The organism is Thermobifida alba (assembly GCF_023208015.1).
GTDB lineage: Bacteria > Actinomycetota > Actinomycetes > Streptosporangiales > Streptosporangiaceae > Thermobifida > Thermobifida alba.
Genome location: NZ_CP051627.1, coordinates 1934455 through 1953549 on the forward strand (window position 1 = coordinate 1934455; position 19095 = coordinate 1953549).

A 19095-nucleotide genomic window follows, 5' to 3' on the forward strand; every position below is an offset into this window, starting at 1 on the left:
TCGCTCTCCGGGTTCCCCGGGTTCTTCCTGCCGCGGTCGACCCCCTTCCTGGTGTGTTGGCCGCCACACAAAGAAGACCCCGCCGAAAGGCGGGGTCTTCGACCGCGGCCGGCTCCGTATGCCGCTGTTTCCACGGGCCGGCCGGTTTTTTGTCGGGGGAATCACTCCGTCGCGTGAATACCGCGGCGCTTCGTGTTCCGTCCGTCTTTTCCCGGGGCGGTGGGGTCAGAACTGCACCAGGCTGCGCGCGCCGCGGCCGGAATGCAGGTCGGTGAGGGCTCCGCCCACGTCTTCCAGGCCGATGGTCCGGCTGACCAGGGAGGACAGGTCCAGTTCGCCGTCGCGGTAGAGCTTCAGCAGTTCGGGGACGTCGGCGGCGGGGTCGCTGCTGCCGTACATGCACCCCTGCAGGGTGCGGGCGAAGTGCGGGATCTCCAGCGCGTTGAGGGTCAGCTGGTCGGTGGCCGCGCCGAAGCCCACCACGGTGGCGGTGCCGCCGCGGCGGGTGCACGACCAGGCGGCGCGGATGGTGGCGGCCCGGCCCACGCACTCGACGGCGTGGTCGACGCCGCGCCCGTCGGCGAGCTTGCGGACCCGCCGGGCCAGGTCGTCGCCGGGGGTGAGGAAGTGCGTCGCGCCCAGGGAGCGGGCCAGCTCCTCCTTCTCCTCGACGGGGTCGACCGCGATGATCGTGGTGGCGCCCGCGATGCGCGCGCCCTGGACCGCGGCCAGGCCCACGCCGCCCAGGCCGATCACGGCCACCGACTGGCCGGGGCGCACGCGGGCGGCGTTGCGCACCGCGCCGACCCCGGTGAGCACCGCGCAGCCGAGCAGCGCGGCCTCGGTCGGGGGGATGTCGGCGGGGACGGCCACGCAGGCGCCCGCCGGGACGACGGTCTCCTGGGCGAACGCGGCCACCCCCAGGCAGGGGTGCAGCTCGGTGCCGTCGGCCAGCGTCCCCCACACGCGGCGGGAGGCGTCGGTGGCGTTGGCGCACAGGTAGGGCTCGCCGTTGCCGCAGTGCCAGCAGGCGCGGCACGGCGGGTTCCAGTTGAGCAGCACCGTGTCCCCGACGGACAGGCCCGTCACGCCCTCGCCGACGGCGACGACGCTTCCGGCGCCCTCGTGGCCCAGTGCGGCGGGCATGGGGTGGGCGAGCTTGCCCGAGGCCAGCGACAGGTCCGAGTGGCACACGCCGGCGGCGGCCATGCGCACCCGGACCTGCCCGGGGCCCACGTCGGGCAGGGTGACCTCTTCGACGCGCACCGGTTCGCCGGGGGCGCGTACCACGGCTGCGAGTGTGGTGGACATGGTCCTCCTCGGTTCGGGATCGGTGTCGGGAGAGGTCACGGGAGTTGGACCGCCTTGACTTCGCAGAACTCCTCCAGGCCGAAGCGGCCCAGTTCGCGTCCGTTGCCGGACTTGCGGTAGCCGCCGAAGGGGGCCGAGGGGTTGAACCGTCCGCCGTTGACCGCGACCTGCCCGGTGCGCATGCGGCGCGCCACGGCCAGGGCCCGGTCGGTGTCGGCCGACCAGACTCCGCCGGAGAGCCCGTAGTCGGTGGCGTTGGCGAGGGCCACCGCGTCGTCGACGTCGGTGTAGCCGAGCACGGTGAGCACCGGGCCGAAGATCTCCTCGCGGGCGGCGGCGGCGTCGCGGTCGACGCCGGCCAGCACGGTGGGCGCCACGAAGTAGCCCTGGTCGGGCACCTCGGCGTCGGGGCCGCCGGTGGCGAAGACCGCGCCGTCCTTGCGGGCCTGCTCCAGGTGGTCCAGGACGCGGCGGTGGGCGTCGCCGGAGGCCAGCGGTCCGATGCGGGTGGCGGGGTCGGCGGGGTCGCCCATCGTCCTGCCGCGGGCCGCCTCGACGGCCAGGGCGACGGCCTCGTCGTAGCGGTCCTGCGGGACGAGCAGGCGGGTCAGGGCGGTGCAGGTCTGGCCGGAGTTGAGCATGCAGTCGGAGACGACCGCCTTGACCGCGGCGGCCAGGTCGGCGTCGTCCAGGACGATTCCGGCGGACTTGCCGCCGAGTTCCAGCGCGACCCTCTTGACGGTCGCGGAGGCCACCTCGGAGACGCGGGTGCCGGCCCGGGTGGACCCGGTGAAGGAGACCATGTCCACCAGCGGGTGGGCGGTCAGCGCCTCGCCCACCTCCGGTCCGGTGCCGGTGACGAGGTTGAACACGCCGGGCGGGAAGCCGACGGAGTCGATGATCTCGGCGAGCAGGAAGGCCGACAGCGGCGCGACCTCGCTGGGTTTGAGCACGACGGTGCAGCCCGCGGCGAGCGCGGGCGCGACCTTGGCGACGACCTGGTGCAGCGGGTAGTTCCACGGGGTGATGGCGCCGACCACGCCGACGGGTTCGCGCAGGACGAGGGAGTTGCCGATCCGCTCGGTCCAGGCGAAGTCCGCGGCGGTGGCGACGGTGTCGCCGAGCACCGTCAGCGGCAGTCCCACCTGGATGCGGTCGGCGATCACCTTGGGGGCGCCCATCTCCGAGGTGATGAGGGCGGACATCTCCGCGGCCCGCACGGTGAGCTCGCGGCGCAGGGCGTCCAGGTGGGCGACGCGTTCGGCGACGTCGGTGGCGGCCCAGGCGTCGAAGGCCTTGTGGGCGGCGCGTACGGCGAGGTCGACGTCGTCGGCGCCGCACAGCGGGATGCGGGCGATGGTCTGCCGGGTGTAGGGGTTCTCCACCGCGATGCGGTCGCTGGTCTGGGGTGCGGTCCACTGGCCGCCGACGTAGATTCGGTCGGTGGTGATCACGGTGCCTCCAGGCGTTGTCGGTCAGACGAAGGCGCTGACGCCGGTGAGCGCGCGGCCGATGATGAGTTTCTGGATCTGGCTGGTGCCCTCGTACAGGGTGGTGACACGGGCGTCCCGCAGGTACTTGCCGGGCGGGTACTCGTCGATGTAGCCGTAGCCGCCGAAGACCTGCATGGCGTTGTTGGCGGCGCGCACGGCCGTCTCGGTGGCGTAGAGCTTGGCCATGGACGCCGCGGTGGCGAACGGCTCGCCCCGGTCGATGAGGTCGGCGGCCCGCCACACCAGCAGGCGGGCCGCGTCGGTCTCCACCGCCGTGTCGGCGAGCATCTCCTGGACGAGCTGGAAGGAGGCGATGGGGCGGCCGAACTGGACGCGTTCCTTGGCGTGGGCCAGGGCGCTCTCCAGAGCGCCGCGGGCGGCGCCGACCGCTCCGGCGGCCACCGAGACGCGTCCCTTGTCCAGGGCGGACATCGCGATGCGGAAGCCCTGGCCCTCCTCGCCGAGGATGGCGTCGGCCCCGACCCGCACCTCGTCGAGGAACAGCTGCGCGGTGGGCTGGCCGCGCAGGCCGAGCTTGCCGTTGACGGTGGTGCGTTCCAGGCCGGGCGAGTCGGTGGGCACCAGGAAGGCGGTGATGCCCTTGGGGCCGGGGCCTCCGGTGCGGGCGAAGATGATGGCGACGTCCGCCCAGGTGCCGTTGGTGATGAACATCTTGGATCCGCTGAGCAGGTAGTCGTCCCCGTCGCGGACGGCTTTCAGCGACAGCGACGCGGCGTCGGACCCGGTGTCGGGCTCGGTCAGGCCGAAGCAGCCCATCAGTTCTCCGGAGCACAGGCCGGGCAGCCAGCGCCGGCGCTGCTCCTCGGTGCCGTGGGCGGCGATGGACTTGGCGACCAGGCCGAGGGAGACCGAGACCAGGCCGCGGACCGAGGAGTCGCCGCGGCCGAGCTCCTCCATGACCAGGGTGTAGGAGACGTGGTCGCCACCCACCCCGCCGTACTCCTCGTCGATGGTCATGCCGAGGAAGCCGAGTTCACCGAGGCGCGGGACCAGTTCGCGGGGCACGCTCTCGGCGCGGTCCCACTCCACCACGTTCGGTGTGATCTCGCGGTCCACGAACTCCGCCGCCATCGCGCGAAGCGCGGTCTGCTCCTCGGTGAGGGTGAAATCCATTTCCGCACCCCAAAAACTATCGCTGTTAGTTTTTTCTTGCGTGCAGACTAGGGCATCCGCCGTCGGCGCAGAACCCCGGGGTTTCCTTGGCCGGGACGGGGTCGGCGGCGGGCCACGGGGCGCGGGGCCCGCCGCCGGCCCCGTCCCGGGACGAACACCGAGGACGTCCGGCTCCGCGGAGGGGTCGTCGGACGCCCCGCCCGCTGCCGGGCGGGGCCGGGCACCGCCTCAGAGCACGGCTCCCTACCGCCCGCTGACGAGTCTGGCCAGCTCCACCCGGGAGCGGATCTGCAGCTGGCGGAAGATGTTGCGCAGGTGGTGCTCGACGGTACGCGGGCTGATGTAGAGGCGCTGGGCGATCTCCCGGTTGGTGGCCCCCTCCGCGACCAGGCGGGCGATCTGCTCCTGCTGCGGCGTCAGTCCCGCGGTGGGCGCGGGGTCGCCCGCGTCGAGCGCCTCCCCGGTGGCGCGCAGCTGCTCCCTGGCCTGCTGCAGCAGCAGGGGCACCTCCAGCCGGGTGAACGCCTCCACCGCCGCCCGCAGGTGCGGGCGGGCCGCGGAGGGCAGCCGGGAGCGGCGCAGCAGCGTGCCGTAGGCCATCCGGGTGCGCGCCTCCTCGATGCCTCCCCCGCCGCCGCGGCGGTGCAGGCGCAGCGCCTCCTCGAAGTACTCGCGCGCGGTCTCGCCGTCGCACAGCAGCGCCCGGCAGCGCGCGGCGAGGGCCAGTTCGTTGGGCCCCTGCGTGGCATTGGCCCACCGCTCGTAGCCGGCCAGCGCGGCCTCGGCCCGCTCGGTCTCGCCCAGGTGCGCGGCGGCCTCCACGTAGTGGGGGACGCTCAGCAGGCGGATGGTGCGGTGGCCCTGGCAGGGCTCGCTGCGCGCCAGCTCCTCCAGGCGGGTGGCCGCCTCGCGCATCCGCCCCCGGGTCAGGTCGAGGTAGGCCAGCGCCCACTCGGTCAGCGCCCGGGGCAGCCCCAGCGGCCGGCTGTCGGTGTGCTCGGTGACGTCCGCCGCACGCACCGCGCACTCCTCGGCCGCACCGCGCAGCGCCGCCAGCATCGCCAGGGCGGCCAGATGGTGCGCGGCGCAGTTGCGCTGCCCGGTCTCCCCCGCCAGCCGCAGCCCCAGCGCCGCGTGCTCGGCCGCGGTGGCCAGCGATCCGTGCAGGAACTCGCCGTAGACGGCGTACGACAGCGCCTTGGGCACCATCGACACCGTGCCGCGCACCCCCGCCCGGGCGATCGCCCGGGCGGTCTGGCGGCGCGCCCCGACGATGTCGCCCAGCCGCAGCGACGCGACGATCGAGTGGATCAGTCCGAACGGCTCGTCGTCGCGCTCCACCAGGGCCACCGACCGGCGCAGCGGCTCGATGGCGGCCGCGTAGTCGCCCTGGAAGGCCAGCATCGACCCCTCCAGGTAGGCCAGTCCCGAGTCGTGCTGCGGGTCGTCCAGGTCCAGGGCGAGCGCCTGCCGCGCGGCCGCGGCGAAGCGGTCCAGGTCCCCGGCCAGGGAGGCGGCGTCGGCGGCGCGCAGCAGCAGCGACCGCGCCTGGCGGGGGTTGTGCCCGGCGATCTCGCGGGCCGCCGACATCAACTGGTCGCAGCCCTGGACCGAGTCCTCCTCGCCGACCGCGCGGTAGCCGTCGACCATGTCCGGCAGCCCGCGGATGCGGGCCATCGGGACGTAGGGGGCGGCCTGTTTGATCAGGATGGTGCTGCGGCTGTACTGGCCCGCGGCCCACGCCTGGTAGGAGGCTTCGGCCAGGCGGTTGGCCCGGCGGCTGGGCTTGCTGGTCAGCTCGGCGGCGCGCTCCAGCAGGACCGAGGCCTCCTGGGCGGTCAGCCCGGGCTCGCCCGCCGACACCGCCGAGGTCAGTGCGTGGCCCAGCTCCTCGTCGGGTCCGCCGGTGGCCGCCGCCCGGTGCCACAGCACCCGGTAGCGGGGGCCGCGGCCGTCCAGCAGCCGCGCCATCTCCAGGTGCGCCCGGGTCAGCTGGGCGCTGGTGGCGCGCCGACACACCACCTCGCCCATCATCGGGTCGACGAACTCCACCCGCTCGGCCTCCACCCGCAGCAGTCCGGCCCGTTCGGCCCGGTCGAGGGCCTCGACCGGGTCGTAGGCGCCGTCGCGCTCCGCGGTCAGGACCGGGACCGCCACCCCCGGTTCCAGCGCGGCGAGCAGCAGCAGCCGTGTGACGTCCTCGGGCAGGAAGTCCAGGGTCTCGGCGTGGGCGTCCATGATCTCCGCGGGCAGCGGCAGCATGCGGGGCAGCGGCTCGGCGCCGGTGCGCTGGCCCGCGGAGAGGGCCGCGGCGTAGCAGCGCGCCGCCAGGGGGTTGCCGTGCGCGCGGCGCGCCAGTTCGCTGCGCACCGCCGGGTCCAGGTCGGGGTCGGTCTCCTCCAGCACCTGGTGGAGGGTCTCCTCCGGCAGCGGCGCCAGGCGCAGCCGGGGCAGGCCGGCCAGTTCCCCGGGCGCGGCCTCGCGGCTGGCGAACAGGATCGCCGCGCCGACCCCGCCCAGGCGGTGGGCGGCGAAGGAGAGCAGGGACAGCGAGTCGGGGTCGACCCACTGGGCGTCGTCGACCACGCAGACCAGGGGGCGGCCGCGGGCCAGCGCGGTCACGAGGGCCAGGACGGCCACCGACAGCGCCAGCCGGTCGTCCTCGGCGTAGCGGCCGCGGCGCAGCGCGTCGTCCAGCAGCCGGTCGTGTTCGGGAGGGAGCGTCCCGCGGTGGTGCAGCACGGGCAGCAGCAGTCCGTGCAGTCCGGACAGGGGGAGTCCGGACTCGGGCCGGCGGCCGTTGACGCGGAGCACCCGGTGGCCGTCGAGCTGGTCCAGGGCCGTCTCCAGCAGCGCGCTCTTGCCGATGCCGGGACTGCCCTCGACGACCAGTGATCCGCCCCGTCCTTCGAGGCCGAGGGAGGCCAACCCGACCAGGTGCTCGACCTCTGTGTCCCGGCCGTGCGTGCGGGAGGCCGGGACCATCAGTACGTCTGCCATGTGACACACGTTACCGAGACGTAGGTCACAGTCAACGGTGGGGTTGTCGACTCTTGACCGTTCCGCCCGTCCCGCAGTAAATGACCTGCGTCTTCTCCCGGCGGCACCGGGCAGGTGCCCGGTGCCGCCGCGGGGCCCGGCGTCGGCCGGGCCCCGCGCACTCCCCTCAGCCGTCCCGCCGCCGCGGCGTGCGCGGCGGCGGGGTCCGGACCGGTCAGTCGTGGAAGTCGTACTCCTCGGGGGTCAGCCGCTCGTGTTCGGCGGGGACGATCTCGCCGCCCTCGCGGTCGGTCACCCGCGGCTCCTGGAGGCGCTCCAGGGTGCCGCCGTCCTCACCGGCCTTGTACTGCTGGACGAGCACACCGGCGTGGCCGCCGTGGTCGTCGGCGGAGGAGGCGAAGGGGACGAGGCCGGGGCCGTTCCAGTCCATCGCCTCGACCGCGTCGACCAGGCTCTGGCGGGTCGGGTTCTCCCCCGCGGCCTTGAGGGCCCTGGCGAACATCACGGCCTGGACCATGCCGTAGATGCGGGTGTTGGTGAGCTCACCCTCGCCGTACTCCTCGTGGATCTCGGTGAAGAACTGCGTCCACGGGTCGTCGGTCATGTTGGCCTGGGGCAGGTAGCCGCTGGTGATGATGCCGTCGAGGATCTGGTCGACCGGCAGTTCGTCGTCCTCGGCGTACTCCTTGAGCAGGCCGCGCAGCGTGGGGGTGTCGGAGCCGATGCTGCTGATCACCCACTGCGGGTGGTAGCCCTGTCCGGCGGCGTTGAGGATTCCCAGCGCGGCGAAGGCCGGGATGCAGGCGCAGACGATCAGGTCCGCCCCGGCCTCCTTGAGCGCGGAGATCTGCCCGCCGACCGCCTCGGGGGCGGTGGACTCGTAGCTCTGGTCGGCGACGACCGCGTCGGCCAGGTACTGGTCGAGTCCGGCGATGGAGTCGGTGCCCACGTCGTCGTTCTGGTAGTAGTAGCCGACCTTGGCGTCGGGGAGGTTCTCCGCGATGTACTCGGCCAGGACCTTGGCCTCCTTGGTGTAGTCGACCTGGTAGCCGTAGGTCAGCGGGTACTGCTCCGGGTCGTTCCACATCAGCGCGCCGGAGGAGGGGAACAGGTCCGGTACGCCCTTGTCGTTGAGGTACTGGATGACCTTGGAGTGGGTCGGGGTGCCCAGGCCGCCCAGCATGGCGAAGATCTCCTCGCCCTCCACGAGCTCCTGGGTGACCTCGACGGTCTTGGTCGGGTCGTAGACGTCGTCCTTGACCAGGTACTCGATCGTCCGGCCGTGCACTCCGCCCTGGGCGTTGATGTACTCGAACACCGCCGAGGCTCCCTGGGAGATCGCCAGGTAGCCCGCGGAGGCCGGCCCGGTGAGCGGCTGGTGGGTGCCGATGGTGACCGTGTCGTCGGTGACGCCGACGGACACGTCCAGGTCGGCTCCGGCTCCCTCCTCGACCTCTCCGGCGCCTCCGCAGGAGGTGGCCAGCAGCGACAGGGCCAGTGCGCCCGCCGCGACGGCGATCGGTTTCCTCATTTCACGCTCCCGTTTGGTGATGTAGGGGGAATCAGGTGTGGGTCTCGTGTGCGTGGGGTCGGGGCTCACCGCCGCCGCAGCAGGCCGCCCAGACTGCGCAGCGCGCCCTGGATGCCCATCGGCCAGGCCATGACGATGACGATGAGCAGTACCCCGAAGAACACCAGCGGCAGGTTGTCGGCGACGCTGCTGCTCAGGCCGAGCAGACCCGCCAGCTCCTTGCCGGCCATCTCCAGGTAGACCAGGGCCAGCGCGCCCCACAGCGCGCCCCACAGGCTGCCCAGCCCGCCCAGGACGAGGGCCGCGAGCAGGCTCAGCGACAGTGCGAGGGAGAAGGAGCTGGGGGTGGCGGTGCCCAGCAGGTAGGCCTCGCAGGCGCCAGCCAGCGAGCCGCATCCGGCGCTGATGACGAACGCGGTCACCTTGGTGCGTCCGACCGGGATGCCCGCCATCGCCGCGGCGGACTCGTCGTCGCGGATGGCGCGCATGCGCCGGCCCAGCCGCCCCCGGCCCAGTGTCGCCAGCACCACCAGGGCCACCAGCACGGTCAGCCAGATGACCAGGGCCTTCCACTGGTTGTCGGTGACCAGGCCGGACAGTTCGGGCGGGGCTCCGCGCAGCGCGAACAGCAGCCCGTTGGACCCGCCGAGCAGGTCGGAGAAGTACAGCGCCAGGGCGGGCAGGCCCACCGCCAGGGCGAGGGTGGCGCCGGCCAGGTAGGGGCCGTGCAGCCGGGCGGTGGCCGCGCCGACCAGGATTCCGGCCAGGCAGCCGATGACCACCGCGATCACCATGATCGCCGCCAGCGGCACCATCGGCGCGTGCAGCACGGTCAGCGCCGTGGTGTAGGCGCCGACGAACATGAAGGCGCCGTGGCCCAGGGAGATCTGTCCGCTGTAGCCGATCAGCAGTTGCAGGCCGGCGATGGCGAGCATCAGGTAGCCCACCTTGGCGATGCGCAGGTGTTCCAGCGGGCCGACGAAGAAGGTCAGCGCCGCGACCACGGCCAGGGCGAGCGCCGCCGCGAGCAGGTGCCTGACCAGGACGGGCAGCCGGCGCCCGCGCGGCGTCGCGGGCCGCCGCGCCGCGGTGGCGGTCGCGTCCGCCTTCGGCGGGTCGTCTCGTCGCAGGGAGGAGGCCATCAGCTACACCTTTCGAACGGTCGACCGGGAGAAGAGCCCGGCGGGCCGCAGACTGAGCACGACGATGAGGATCACCAGGGCGGCGAGCGTGGTGAGTTCGGAGCCGACGTAGCCGGAGACGTAGGACAGTCCCACGCCCATGACCATGCCGCCGGCCAGCGCGCCGAACGGGTTGTCCAGGCCGCCGAGCACCGCCGCGGCGATGCCGTAGACGAAGACCGCGTCGAGCACGGTGGGCGACAGCAGCGGCGGGACGGCCAGCATCCCGGCGAGCGCGCCGATCGCCGAGGCGATGCCCCACCCGGTGGTCAGCATCAGGCCCACCCTGACCCCGCTGAGCCGCGCCGACTCGGCGCGGAAGGCCGCGGCGCGCATCCGCAGCCCCAGGGGGGTGAGGCGGTAGAGGAGGAACAGGGCGACCGCGACCACGGCGACCGCGGCCAGGGAGAAGATCTCCTCCGGGGAGATCGGGACCGCCGCCAGGTCCCGGAAGCTCATCGGGGGCGGGAAGGAGTGCTGCAGGTTGCCCCAGATCATGCCGGCCACGCCCTGCAGCGTCAGGAGCAGGCCGAGGGTGAGGATGATGGCGTTGAGCTGGGACTTGCCCTGGACGGGGCGGACCAGCAGCCGTTCGGTGAGCATGCCCAGCAGCGTTCCGCCGATCATGGCGGAGGCGAAGCCGAGCCAGTAGCTTCCGGTCTCCTGGGTGACGGTGTAGGCCACGTAGACCGAGATCAGGGCGAGCGCGGGCTGGGCGAAGTTCACCACCCGGGTCGCCTGGTAGATGATGACGAGGGACAGTCCCAGGGCGGCGTAGATCGCGCCGTTGGCGACGCCCTCGAAGGTCAGACTGATGAACTGGTTCACGGGGTCACCTCAGAAGCCCAGGTAGGCGTGGCGCATGCGGTCGTCGGCGAGGAGCTCGGCGGAGCTGCCCCGGGCCACGACCGCTCCCTGAGAGAGCACGAAGCCGTGGTCGGTGATGGACAGCGCGCTCGCGGCGTTCTGCTCCACCAGCACCACCGTCAGTCCGGTGCGGTCGCGCAGGTCGTGCAGCAGCTGCATGATCTGCCGGGTGATGAGCGGGGCGAGTCCCAGGGAGGGCTCGTCCAGCAGCAGCACCCTGGGCCGCGCCATCAGCGCCCGGCCGATGGCGACCATCTGGCGTTCGCCGCCGGACAGGGTTCCCGCGGGACGGTTCCTCCGCTCCACCAGGGGCGGGAACAGTTCGTACACCTCGTCGAGCGCCTTGGCGCGGTCGCGCCGGTCCGCGCGCCACAGGCCGCCTAGGCGCAGGTTCTCCTCGACGGTCAGCTCGACGATGACGCCGCCGCCTTCGGGCACGTGCGCCAGGCCGTGGCGGACCATGCTCTCGGCGGGGTGGCGGGTGATGTCGACGCCGTCGACGCGGACCCGGCTGCCCGGTGCGGCGGGCTGGAGTCCGGAGACGGTGCGCAGCAGGGTGGTCTTGCCGGCGCCGTTGGCTCCCAGCACCGCGCAGATCTCGCCGGGGCGGACGGTCAGGTCCACCGAACGCAGTGCCTGGACCGCCCCGTAGTAGGTGGAGAGGTTCTCGATCTGCAGGATCGGCGTGTCACTCACCGGCGGCCTCCTCGACGGGCGTGCCCAGGTAGGCCTCCGCGACGGCGGGGTCCGCCTGGACGACGGACGGCGGACCGGAGCAGATGACCTGGCCGAAGTTGAGGACGACGATGTGGTCGCACACGTCCATGACCAGGTCCATGTGGTGTTCGACGAGGACGACGCCCATCGTCTGGCTGCACCGGCGGATCGTGGCGGCCAGGTCGGCCATGTCGGCTCCGGACAGGCCGCTGGCGGGCTCGTCCAGCAGCAGCAGTTCGGGTTCGGCCACCAGGGCGCGGGCCAGCGCCACCCGTTTCTGCAGCCCGTAGGGCAGGGTCGCGGGCAGGGCGTGGGCGACGTCGGCGATGCCGAACTCCTCCAGCACGGCCATCGCCCGGTCGGTGAGCTCCCGCTCGTCGCGCTGGTAGCTGCCCAGGCCGGTGAGCATGCCGGGCAGCCGGGAGCGGCCCAGGGGGTCCGCGCCGACGATCACGTTGTCCAGCACGGTCATCAGCCCGAAGAGGTTGAGGCCCTGGAAGGTGCGGGCGATACCCAGGCCCGCCAGCTGGTGCGGCCGGTGGTTGCGCAGGGGGCGGCCCTTGAAGGTGATGGTGCCGCGCTGAGGTCTGACCACTCCGGTCAACACGTTGAACAGGGTGGTCTTGCCGGCTCCGTTCGGTCCGATGAGGCCGGTCACGCTCTTGGGGGCGATGTCCAGTCCGACGTCGGAGAGCGCGGCGAGGCCGCCGAAGCGGACGGTCACCCCCTCGACCTCCATCAGGGGGGAGGGTGCGGTAGGGGCCATGGGGTCTCTTTCTGTCAGTGCGGAGCCACCGCGGAGCGGACCGCGGGGACACGCCTCGCCGCATACCAACCGGTTGGCATGCGGCGAGGTCGAGAGTGCGGCGCGCCGGGGAGGGACTGAAGGGGGACGGCGCCGCGGAGCATCAAGTTACCTATGACCTGGGTCACCGGGAAGTGTTCCCGGAGGGAACCGGTGATTTCACCGATAGGCCCTTGCGCTGCGGTGACCTGCGGCGTAAAAATAATTCAGATTTATTCCTGCGCCTGTCCCCGGTCGACCCTCGGAGAACGCCGTGCCCCCACCCGCGCCCCCAGCCGTCCGCGCCTCCCGCTTCACCGACCGTGTCGCCCTGGTCACCGGAGCCGCCGGCGGGATCGGCGCGGCGACCGCGCGCCGCCTGGCCGCCGAGGGGGCGGCCGTCGTACTCACCGACATCGACACCGGACGCGGCGAGCGGGTCGCCGCCGAGCTGCGCGCCCACGGCCACCGGGCGCTCTTCACGCACTGCGACGTCTCCGACGAGGACTCCTGGACGCGCGCCGTGGACGCCGCCAACGACGCGTTCGGACCGGTGGACGCTCTGGTCAGCAACGCCTACCGGGTCACCGTCGCCCCCGCCCACGCCACCTCCCTCAGCGACTTCAACGACCAGCTGGCGGTGACGCTGACCGCCACCTTCCTGGGTGTGCGCGCCTGCCTGGACGACCTGCTGGCCCGCGGCGGCAGCGTGGTGGCGGTCTCCTCGGTGCACGCGCTGGTCGGGCTGCCCGGCCGGCCCGCCTACGCCGCGGCCAAGGCGGGCCTGACCGGCCTGGCCCGGCAGCTGGCGGTGGAGTACGGGCCGCGGCTGCGGGTCAACAGCGTCCTGCCCGGCCCCGTCCGCACCCGGGCCTGGGACGGTGTCAGCGCCGAGGACGTGCGCCGGAGCGTGGAGCAGACCGTCGCGGGCCGGCTCGGCGACCCCGCCGAGGTCGCCGCCGCCATCGCCTTCCTGCTCTCCGACGACGCCTCCTACGTCACCGGGACGACACTGCTCGTCGACGGCGGCTGGACCTCCTACAAGACCTCGGTGTGACCGTGGGCGCCTACGCGGGCCGGGGCGTGCACGGCCGCATCGTCGAACTGCTGGGCCGCCGCGTGGCCTCCGGGGAGCTTCCCGAAGGCGCGGTCCTCGACCTGCGCGCTCTGGGCGCCGAACTCGGGGTGAGCATGAGCGTGCTGCGCGAGAGCGTCCGGGTGCTCGCTGCCAAGGGGCTGCTGGACTCCCGGCAGAAACGCGGCACCTTCGTGCGGCCGCGCGCGCAGTGGCACCTGCTCGACGCCGACGTGGTGCGCTGGCGCGCCTCCGGCGACGACACCGCCCGGCTCATGGCCGACCTGGCCGAACTGCGGGCCCTGGTCGAACCCGCGGCTGCGCGCTACGCCGCGCGGCGCCGCACCGGCACCCAGCTGGCGGAGCTGGAGGACGCGCTGGACCGCATGGCACGCACCCGCGGCGACCCCCGCGCGCACGCGCTGGCCGACCTGGAGTTCCACCGCCGCCTGCTGGCCGCCTCCGGAAACGAACTGCTGGCCCGCATGGACCTGCTGGTCGCCCCCGGGCTGGTGGAACGCGACGTCCTGGTGCACTCCGCCGACCCCGCGGCCGATCCGGTCCCCGCGCACCGCGCGGTCCTGGACGCGCTCCGCTCCCGCGACGCCGACGCGGCCGAGGCCGCGATGCGCGCGCTGCTGGCCGCCTCCGACGCCGACGTCCGCCGCCTGACCGCCCCCGGTCCGGCGCCCTCCGACCGGAAGGACCGCACATGAAGATCACCCGCGTCGAGACCTTCGCCGTCCCCCCGCGCTGGCTGCTGTGCCGGGTGGAGACCGACGACGGCGTGGTGGGCTGGGGCGAGCCCGTCGTCGAGGGACGCGCCTCCACCGTGCGCACCGCGGTGCACGAACTCGCCGAACTGCTCCTCGGCCGCGACCCGATGCGGATCGAGGACCACTGGCAGCTGATGACCAAGGCGTCCTTCTACCGCGGCGGACCGGTGCTGTCCAGCGCCGTGGCCGGCCTCGACCAGGCGCTGTGGGACATCGCGGGCAAGGTCCTGGGGGTGCCGGTGCACGTCATGCTCGGCGGTCCGGTGCGCGAGAGGGTGCGCTCCTACGGCTGGGTGGGCGGGGACGAGCCCGCCCAGATCACCGAGGCGGTGGCCGAACGGGTCGAGGCGGGGTTCACCGCGGTGAAGATGAACGCCGCCGGCCGCACCGACCCGCTCTCCACGCCGCGCGCCGTCGAGGAGATCGTGCGGCGCGCGGAGGCGGCGCGGGACGCGCTGGGCCCCGACCGGGACTTCGCGGTGGACTTCCACGGCCGGTTCACCGCGGCCAACGCGCGGCGGGTCGTCGAGCACCTGGCTCCGCTGCACCCCCTGTTCGTCGAGGAGCCGGTGCTGCCCGAGCACACCCACCGCATCGGCGACGTGGTCGCCGCCACCACCGTGCCCATCGCCACCGGGGAGCGGCTGTTCTCCCGCGCCGAGGTGCTGCCCGCGCTGCAGGCCGGGATCGCGGTGCTGCAGCCGGACCTGTCGCACGCGGGCGGCATCTCCGAGGTGCGCCGCATCGCCGCGCTGGCCGAGACCTTCGACGTGCTGCTGGCCCCGCACTGCCCGCTGGGGCCGGTCGCGCTGGCGGCCAGCCTGCAGATCGCCTGCTGCGTGCCCAACTTCCTGATCCAGGAGCAGAGCATCGGCATCCACTACAACCGGGGCGCGGACGTCCTGGACTACCTGGTGGACCCGGAGGTGTTCGCCGTCACCGACGGCTACCTGGCGCGGCCGGGCGCGCCGGGGCTGGGCATCACCGTGGACGAGCGCGCGGTGCGCGCGGCCGACGGGTCGGTCCCCGACTGGCGCGGCCCGGTGTGGCGCCATCCCGACGGCTCCTTCGCTGAATGGTGACCTTTATTCCCGTCTGCCCCCTGTGTGACGTCTTGCACATTGAGTGATGGGGTGTTAATTTCGCGGAAACCGAACTGTCTGAGGTAACCGCGCATGGGGAGTGAGAGCCTGGCTGACCGCCTGGCCGACCGACTGCTCGACCAGGTGGTGCGCGGCGAACTCGCGGTGGACGAGGCGCTGCCGTCGGAGGCCGAGATCGCCGCTCAGGCCGACGTCAGTCGTCTGACCGTCCGTGAGGCGGTCAAGGTGCTACGGACCAAGAACATCGTCCGGGTCAAACGCGGACGGGGCACTTACGTCAACGCTCCCGACCACTGGACCGACCTGGAACTCATCCTGCGCATGGCGGGACGCCGCATCGGGCCGAACACGGCGACGCTGGGGCTGTTCGAGGTGCGGCGCATGCTGGAGTCCGGAGCCGCCGAACTGTGCGCCCGGCGCCGCAGCGACGCCGACCTCGCCCTGCTGGGAGCGCACGTCGCGGAGATGGACAAGGCCGTCACCGCCGACGACGCGTCCGCCTTCGCCCGCGCCGACGCCGCCTTCCACGAGACGATCCTGCGCTCCTGCGGCAACGTGTTCGTTCCGGCGATGTGCGCGCCGCTGGACCGGATCCTGCTGCGGCTGCACGCCCGGGCCGCCGGCGTCGCCCAGATCCGGCTGCGCGCCCAGAGCCACCACCGCCGCATCCTGGCCGGGATCTCCGCCGCCTCCCCGGAGGAGGCCCGGGAGGCGATGGACGCCCACCTGGAGCAGACCACCGAGGACCTGCTGCGGCACGTCATCGGCGGCTCCTGCGGCGCGGACCAGGCGCCCCCCGACTCCCCCGAGGGATGATCCCGACGCCGCGGCCGGCCCCGGGGACCGCCGCCCCGGGGCCGGCCGCGGCTCCTCGGCTCACATGCCCGCGATGAGCTTCTCCACCCGCTCGTCCACCGCCTTGAACGGGTCCTTGCACAGCACGGTGCGCTGGGCCTGGTCGTTGAGCTTGAGGTGCACCCAGTCCACCGTGAAGTCGCGCCGCTTCTCCTGGGCCTTCTTGATGAACTCGCCGCGCAGCCGGGCCCGGGTGGTCTGCGGCGGCACCGACTTGGCCTCGAAGATCTTCAGGTCGCTGACCACGCGCTCCATCTGCCCGCGCCGCTGCAGCAGGTAGAACAGGCCGCGCTCGCGGTGGATGTCGTGGTAGGTCAGGTCCAGCTGGGCCACCCGGGGCGAGGACAGGCTCAGCCCGTGCTTGGCCCGGTAGCGCTCCAGCAGCTGGTACTTGGCCACCCAGTCGATCTCGCGCGCCACCAGGTCCAGGTTGCCGGTCTCGACCGCCTCCAGGGTGCGCTGCCACAGTTCCAGCACCCGTTTGCCGGTGGCGTCGACCCCGGTGCGGTCCACGAAGTTCTGCACCTTCTCCAAGTACTCGCGCTGGATCTCCAGCGCGCTGGCCTCGCGCCCGTTGGCCAGCCGGACCTTGCGGCGCCCCGTCATGTCGTGGCTGACCTCGCGGATCGCCCGGATCGGGTTCTCCAGCGTATAGTCGCGCATCGTCACGTTCGCCTCGATCATGCGCAGCACCAGGTCGGTGGAGGCGAGCTTGAGCAGCGTCGTGGTCTCGCTCATGTTGGAGTCGCCCACGATGACGTGCAGCCGCCGGAACCGCTCGGCGTCGGCGTGCGGCTCGTCGCGGGTGTTGATGATGGGGCGGGACCGCGTGGTGGCCGAGGAGACGCCCTCCCAGATGTGTTCGGCGCGCTGGCTCACGCAGTACAGCGCGCCGCGCGGGGTCTGCAGCACCTTGCCCGCGCCGCAGATGATCTGGCGGGTGACGAGGAAGGGGATGAGGACGTCGGCCAGCTTCCCGAACTCGCCGTGCCGCCCCACCAGGTAGTTCTCGTGGCAGCCGTAGGAGTTGCCGGCCGAGTCGGTGTTGTTCTTGAACAGGTAGATGTCGCCGGCGATGCCCTCCTCGTGCAGCCGCTGCTCGGCGTCGACCTGCAGCCCCTCCAGGATGCGTTCCCCGGCCTTGTCGTGCGCCACCAGGTCGAGCAGGCTGTCGCACTCGGGGGTGGCGTACTCCGGATGGGAGCCCACGTCCAGGTAGAGCCGCGCGCCGTTGCGCAGGAACACGTTGGAGCTGCGTCCCCACGACACCACACGGCGGAACAGATAGCGGGCCACCTCGTCCGGTGACAGCCGCCGCTGTCCCCGGAAGGTGCAGGTGACCCCGTACTCGTTCTCCAGACCGAAGATGCGGCGTTCCACGCGGCCTCACCCGTCCTTCTCGTCCGCGGCGCCGCGGACCCGGTCCGCGGCGCCTGCCGAATCACACTCCGTCAGTGGCGCCGCCGTCTTCGGGGGTCTGTTCCGCGGCCGTCTCGTCGGCCGCGCCGGCCTCTTCGAGCATCCGGACCAGGCGGTCCCCCTGAATGCGACGGAACTTGCGGTGCGGCCGCGAACGCTCCAGCACCGCCACCTCCAGGCTGGCGGCCTGCAGTTCGCGCCGTTCACCGTTCTCGTGTGCCAGACCGTGCACCGCGACCCGCAGCGCCTCGGTCAGGGACATGTTCTTGACGTACCGTTCCCGCAGCGCCGCGGTGACCCGCTCCGCGGAGCCGCCCATGGCCAGGAAGTCGTGCTCGTCCACCACCGAGCCGTCGAAGGTGATGCGGTAGATCTGGTCGGTGTCGGGAGAGTCGCCGACCTCCCCGACGACGATCTCGACCTCCCAGGGCTTGCTGCTCTCGGTGAAGACCGCGCCCAGGGTCTGGGCGTAGGCGTTGGCCAGCATCTGGCCGGTCACGTCACTGCGGTCGTAGGTGTAGCCGTGCATGTCGGCGAAGCGGACGCCGGCCAGGCGCAGGTTCTCGAACTCGTTGTAGCGGCCGACCGCGGCGAACGCCACCCGGTCGTAGAGTTCGCTGATCTTGTGCAGCGTCCGGGACATGTTGTCCGCCACGAACAGGATGCCGCCGTCGTACTGCAGCACGACGGCGCTGCGGCCCCGCGCGATCCCTTTTCGCGCGTAGTCCGCCTTGTCCTTCATGATCTGTTCGGGCGAGACGTAGAACGGCATCGACACCGGCGTGGTTTCCTTTACTGGTCGAAGAGCGGGGACGACAGGGTCAGCGCACCGGGGCGGTCGGTCCGTCGGGCCGTTCGGCGCGTCCGGCCACGACCGTCTGCGCCAGCGACTCGACCTCTTCGGCGGACATCCGGCGGTGCCCGTCCTCGGTGATGACGTCGACCAGCGGGTAGATCTTGCGGTGCAGGTCGGGACCGCCCGTGGCGGAGTCGTCGTCGGCGGCGTCGTACAGCGCCTGGAGCGCGGCCAGCGCGGCGTCGGTCTCGGTGAGGTCGTCGCGGTAGAGCTTCTTCAGCGCCCCCTTGGCGTAGACCGAGCCGGAGCCGATGGAGTGGTAGCGGTGCTCCTCGTAGCAGCCGCCCACCGGGTCGTAGCTGAAGATCCGCCCCTCGCCGCGGGCGGTGTCGTAGCCCACGAGCAGCGGGACCACCACGAAGCCCTGCATGGCCAGCCCCAGGTTGGACCGGATCATGGTGGCCAGCCGGTTGGCCTTGCCCTCCAGAGACAGGGGGCGCCCCTCGCGCTTCTCGTAGTGCTCCAGCTCCACCTGGAAGAGCTTGGCCAGCTCGATGCCGATGCCGGCGGCGCCCGCGATGGCGACCGCGGAGAACTCGTCGGTGCGGAACAGCTTGTCCATGTCGCGGTTGGCGATCACGTTGCCGGAGGTCGCCCTGCGGTCACCGGCCAGGACGACGCCGCCGGAGAAGACCAGGGCCACGATCGTGGTGGCTTCGGGGGTCAGGTGGGCGGGGGAGCCGTCCGAGGGGAGACCGGCGAGGTTGGGCAGCCGGTCGGGACTGACCTGGCTGAGGAAGTCGACGAACGACGAGGTCCCCGGACTCATGAACGCGGCGGGCAGTCGTCCACTGCCCATGAACGCTTCAGACACGCGACTCCCTTCGGTGGCGCCCCGTCCGCCAGGACGGACGGGGCGCCGCGGACTTGTTCGGTTGCCTTGCTGTGACCCTACTGACAGCTCAGGAGGCGGAGGTACCCGCCGACGACGACTTCTCTTTCAGCGAACTGCCGCCCGCGACCGGCGCGGACGCCCGGAGCCGCTTCGGTCGG

General features: G+C 72.6%; 16 protein-coding genes. 4 read left to right on the top strand and 12 right to left on the bottom strand.

The window, feature by feature from the left end; translation table 11 throughout:
- Positions 1 to 225: 225 nt before the first annotated feature.
- From FOF52_RS08540 to FOF52_RS08585, 9 genes are all read right to left on the bottom strand, one after another.
- A complete protein-coding gene (locus tag FOF52_RS08540) occupies positions 226 to 1311 on the bottom strand; it encodes a Zn-dependent alcohol dehydrogenase (protein WP_248593291.1) in 1086 nt (361 codons plus the stop codon).
- Positions 1312 to 1346: 35 nt separating this feature from the next.
- Complete coding sequence (locus FOF52_RS08545; protein WP_248593292.1) at positions 1347 to 2765, bottom strand: aldehyde dehydrogenase family protein; 1419 nt, start codon at positions 2763 to 2765, stop codon at positions 1347 to 1349.
- Positions 2766 to 2786: 21 nt separating this feature from the next.
- On the bottom strand, positions 2787 to 3938 hold the full coding sequence (locus FOF52_RS08550; protein WP_248593293.1) for an acyl-CoA dehydrogenase family protein: 1152 nt from the start codon (positions 3936 to 3938) through the stop codon (positions 2787 to 2789).
- A gap of 243 nt (positions 3939 to 4181) precedes the next feature.
- Positions 4182 to 6938: an AAA family ATPase gene (locus FOF52_RS21910; protein ID WP_282573977.1), complete on the bottom strand. Its 2757-nt coding sequence runs from the start codon at positions 6936 to 6938 to the stop codon at positions 4182 to 4184.
- A 214-nt stretch (positions 6939 to 7152) separates the two neighbouring features.
- The gene (locus FOF52_RS08565; protein ID WP_248593294.1) at positions 7153 to 8469 is read right to left on the bottom strand and encodes an ABC transporter substrate-binding protein; all 1317 of its coding nucleotides are present in this window, start codon (positions 8467 to 8469) and stop codon (positions 7153 to 7155) included.
- A gap of 65 nt (positions 8470 to 8534) precedes the next feature.
- A complete protein-coding gene (locus tag FOF52_RS08570) occupies positions 8535 to 9611 on the bottom strand; it encodes a branched-chain amino acid ABC transporter permease (RefSeq protein ID WP_248593295.1) in 1077 nt (358 codons plus the stop codon).
- A 3-nt stretch (positions 9612 to 9614) separates the two neighbouring features.
- Positions 9615 to 10478 (bottom strand): branched-chain amino acid ABC transporter permease, encoded by an 864-nt coding sequence (locus FOF52_RS08575; RefSeq protein ID WP_248593296.1) that lies wholly within the window; start codon positions 10476 to 10478, stop codon positions 9615 to 9617.
- A 9-nt stretch (positions 10479 to 10487) separates the two neighbouring features.
- Positions 10488 to 11213 carry an ABC transporter ATP-binding protein gene (locus FOF52_RS08580; protein ID WP_248593297.1) on the bottom strand — a complete coding sequence of 242 codons (726 nt, stop codon included), beginning with the start codon at positions 11211 to 11213 and terminating at the stop codon, positions 10488 to 10490.
- On the bottom strand, positions 11206 to 12000 hold the full coding sequence (locus FOF52_RS08585; RefSeq protein WP_248593298.1) for an ABC transporter ATP-binding protein: 795 nt from the start codon (positions 11998 to 12000) through the stop codon (positions 11206 to 11208). Before FOF52_RS08585 ends, FOF52_RS08580 begins: the two co-directional genes overlap by 8 nt.
- Positions 12001 to 12292: 292 nt before the next feature.
- Between FOF52_RS08585 and FOF52_RS08590 the strand changes: the two genes are divergently transcribed.
- The 4 genes from FOF52_RS08590 (at position 12293) to FOF52_RS08605 (ending at position 15788) form a co-directional block, all read left to right on the top strand.
- The gene (locus FOF52_RS08590; RefSeq protein ID WP_248593299.1) at positions 12293 to 13075 is read left to right on the top strand and encodes an SDR family NAD(P)-dependent oxidoreductase; all 783 of its coding nucleotides are present in this window, start codon (positions 12293 to 12295) and stop codon (positions 13073 to 13075) included.
- On the top strand, positions 13072 to 13809 hold the full coding sequence (locus FOF52_RS08595; protein WP_248593300.1) for a FadR/GntR family transcriptional regulator: 738 nt from the start codon (positions 13072 to 13074) through the stop codon (positions 13807 to 13809). The genes FOF52_RS08590 and FOF52_RS08595 overlap by 4 nt, the downstream gene beginning before the upstream one ends.
- Positions 13806 to 14951 carry a galactonate dehydratase gene (gene dgoD, locus FOF52_RS08600; RefSeq protein ID WP_248593301.1) on the top strand — a complete coding sequence of 382 codons (1146 nt, stop codon included), beginning with the start codon at positions 13806 to 13808 and terminating at the stop codon, positions 14949 to 14951. Before FOF52_RS08595 ends, dgoD begins: the two co-directional genes overlap by 4 nt.
- Positions 14952 to 15044: 93 nt before the next feature.
- Complete coding sequence (locus FOF52_RS08605) at positions 15045 to 15788, top strand: FadR/GntR family transcriptional regulator (protein ID WP_248593302.1); 744 nt, start codon at positions 15045 to 15047, stop codon at positions 15786 to 15788.
- Positions 15789 to 15848: 60 nt separating this feature from the next.
- Here FOF52_RS08605 and pafA read toward each other — a convergent pair whose 3' ends face one another.
- The 3 genes from pafA to prcB all read right to left on the bottom strand — a co-directional run bounded on the left by pafA (position 15849) and on the right by prcB (position 18916).
- A complete protein-coding gene (gene pafA / locus FOF52_RS08610; RefSeq protein WP_248593303.1) occupies positions 15849 to 17207 on the bottom strand; it encodes a Pup--protein ligase in 1359 nt (452 codons plus the stop codon).
- 61 nt (positions 17208 to 17268) lie between these two features.
- Positions 17269 to 18018, bottom strand: coding sequence for a proteasome subunit alpha (prcA, locus tag FOF52_RS08615; RefSeq protein WP_248593795.1), 750 nt, complete (start codon positions 18016 to 18018; stop codon positions 17269 to 17271).
- A gap of 49 nt (positions 18019 to 18067) precedes the next feature.
- A complete protein-coding gene (gene prcB, locus FOF52_RS08620) occupies positions 18068 to 18916 on the bottom strand; it encodes a proteasome subunit beta (RefSeq protein WP_248593304.1) in 849 nt (282 codons plus the stop codon).
- Positions 18917 to 19095 lie beyond the last annotated feature (179 nt).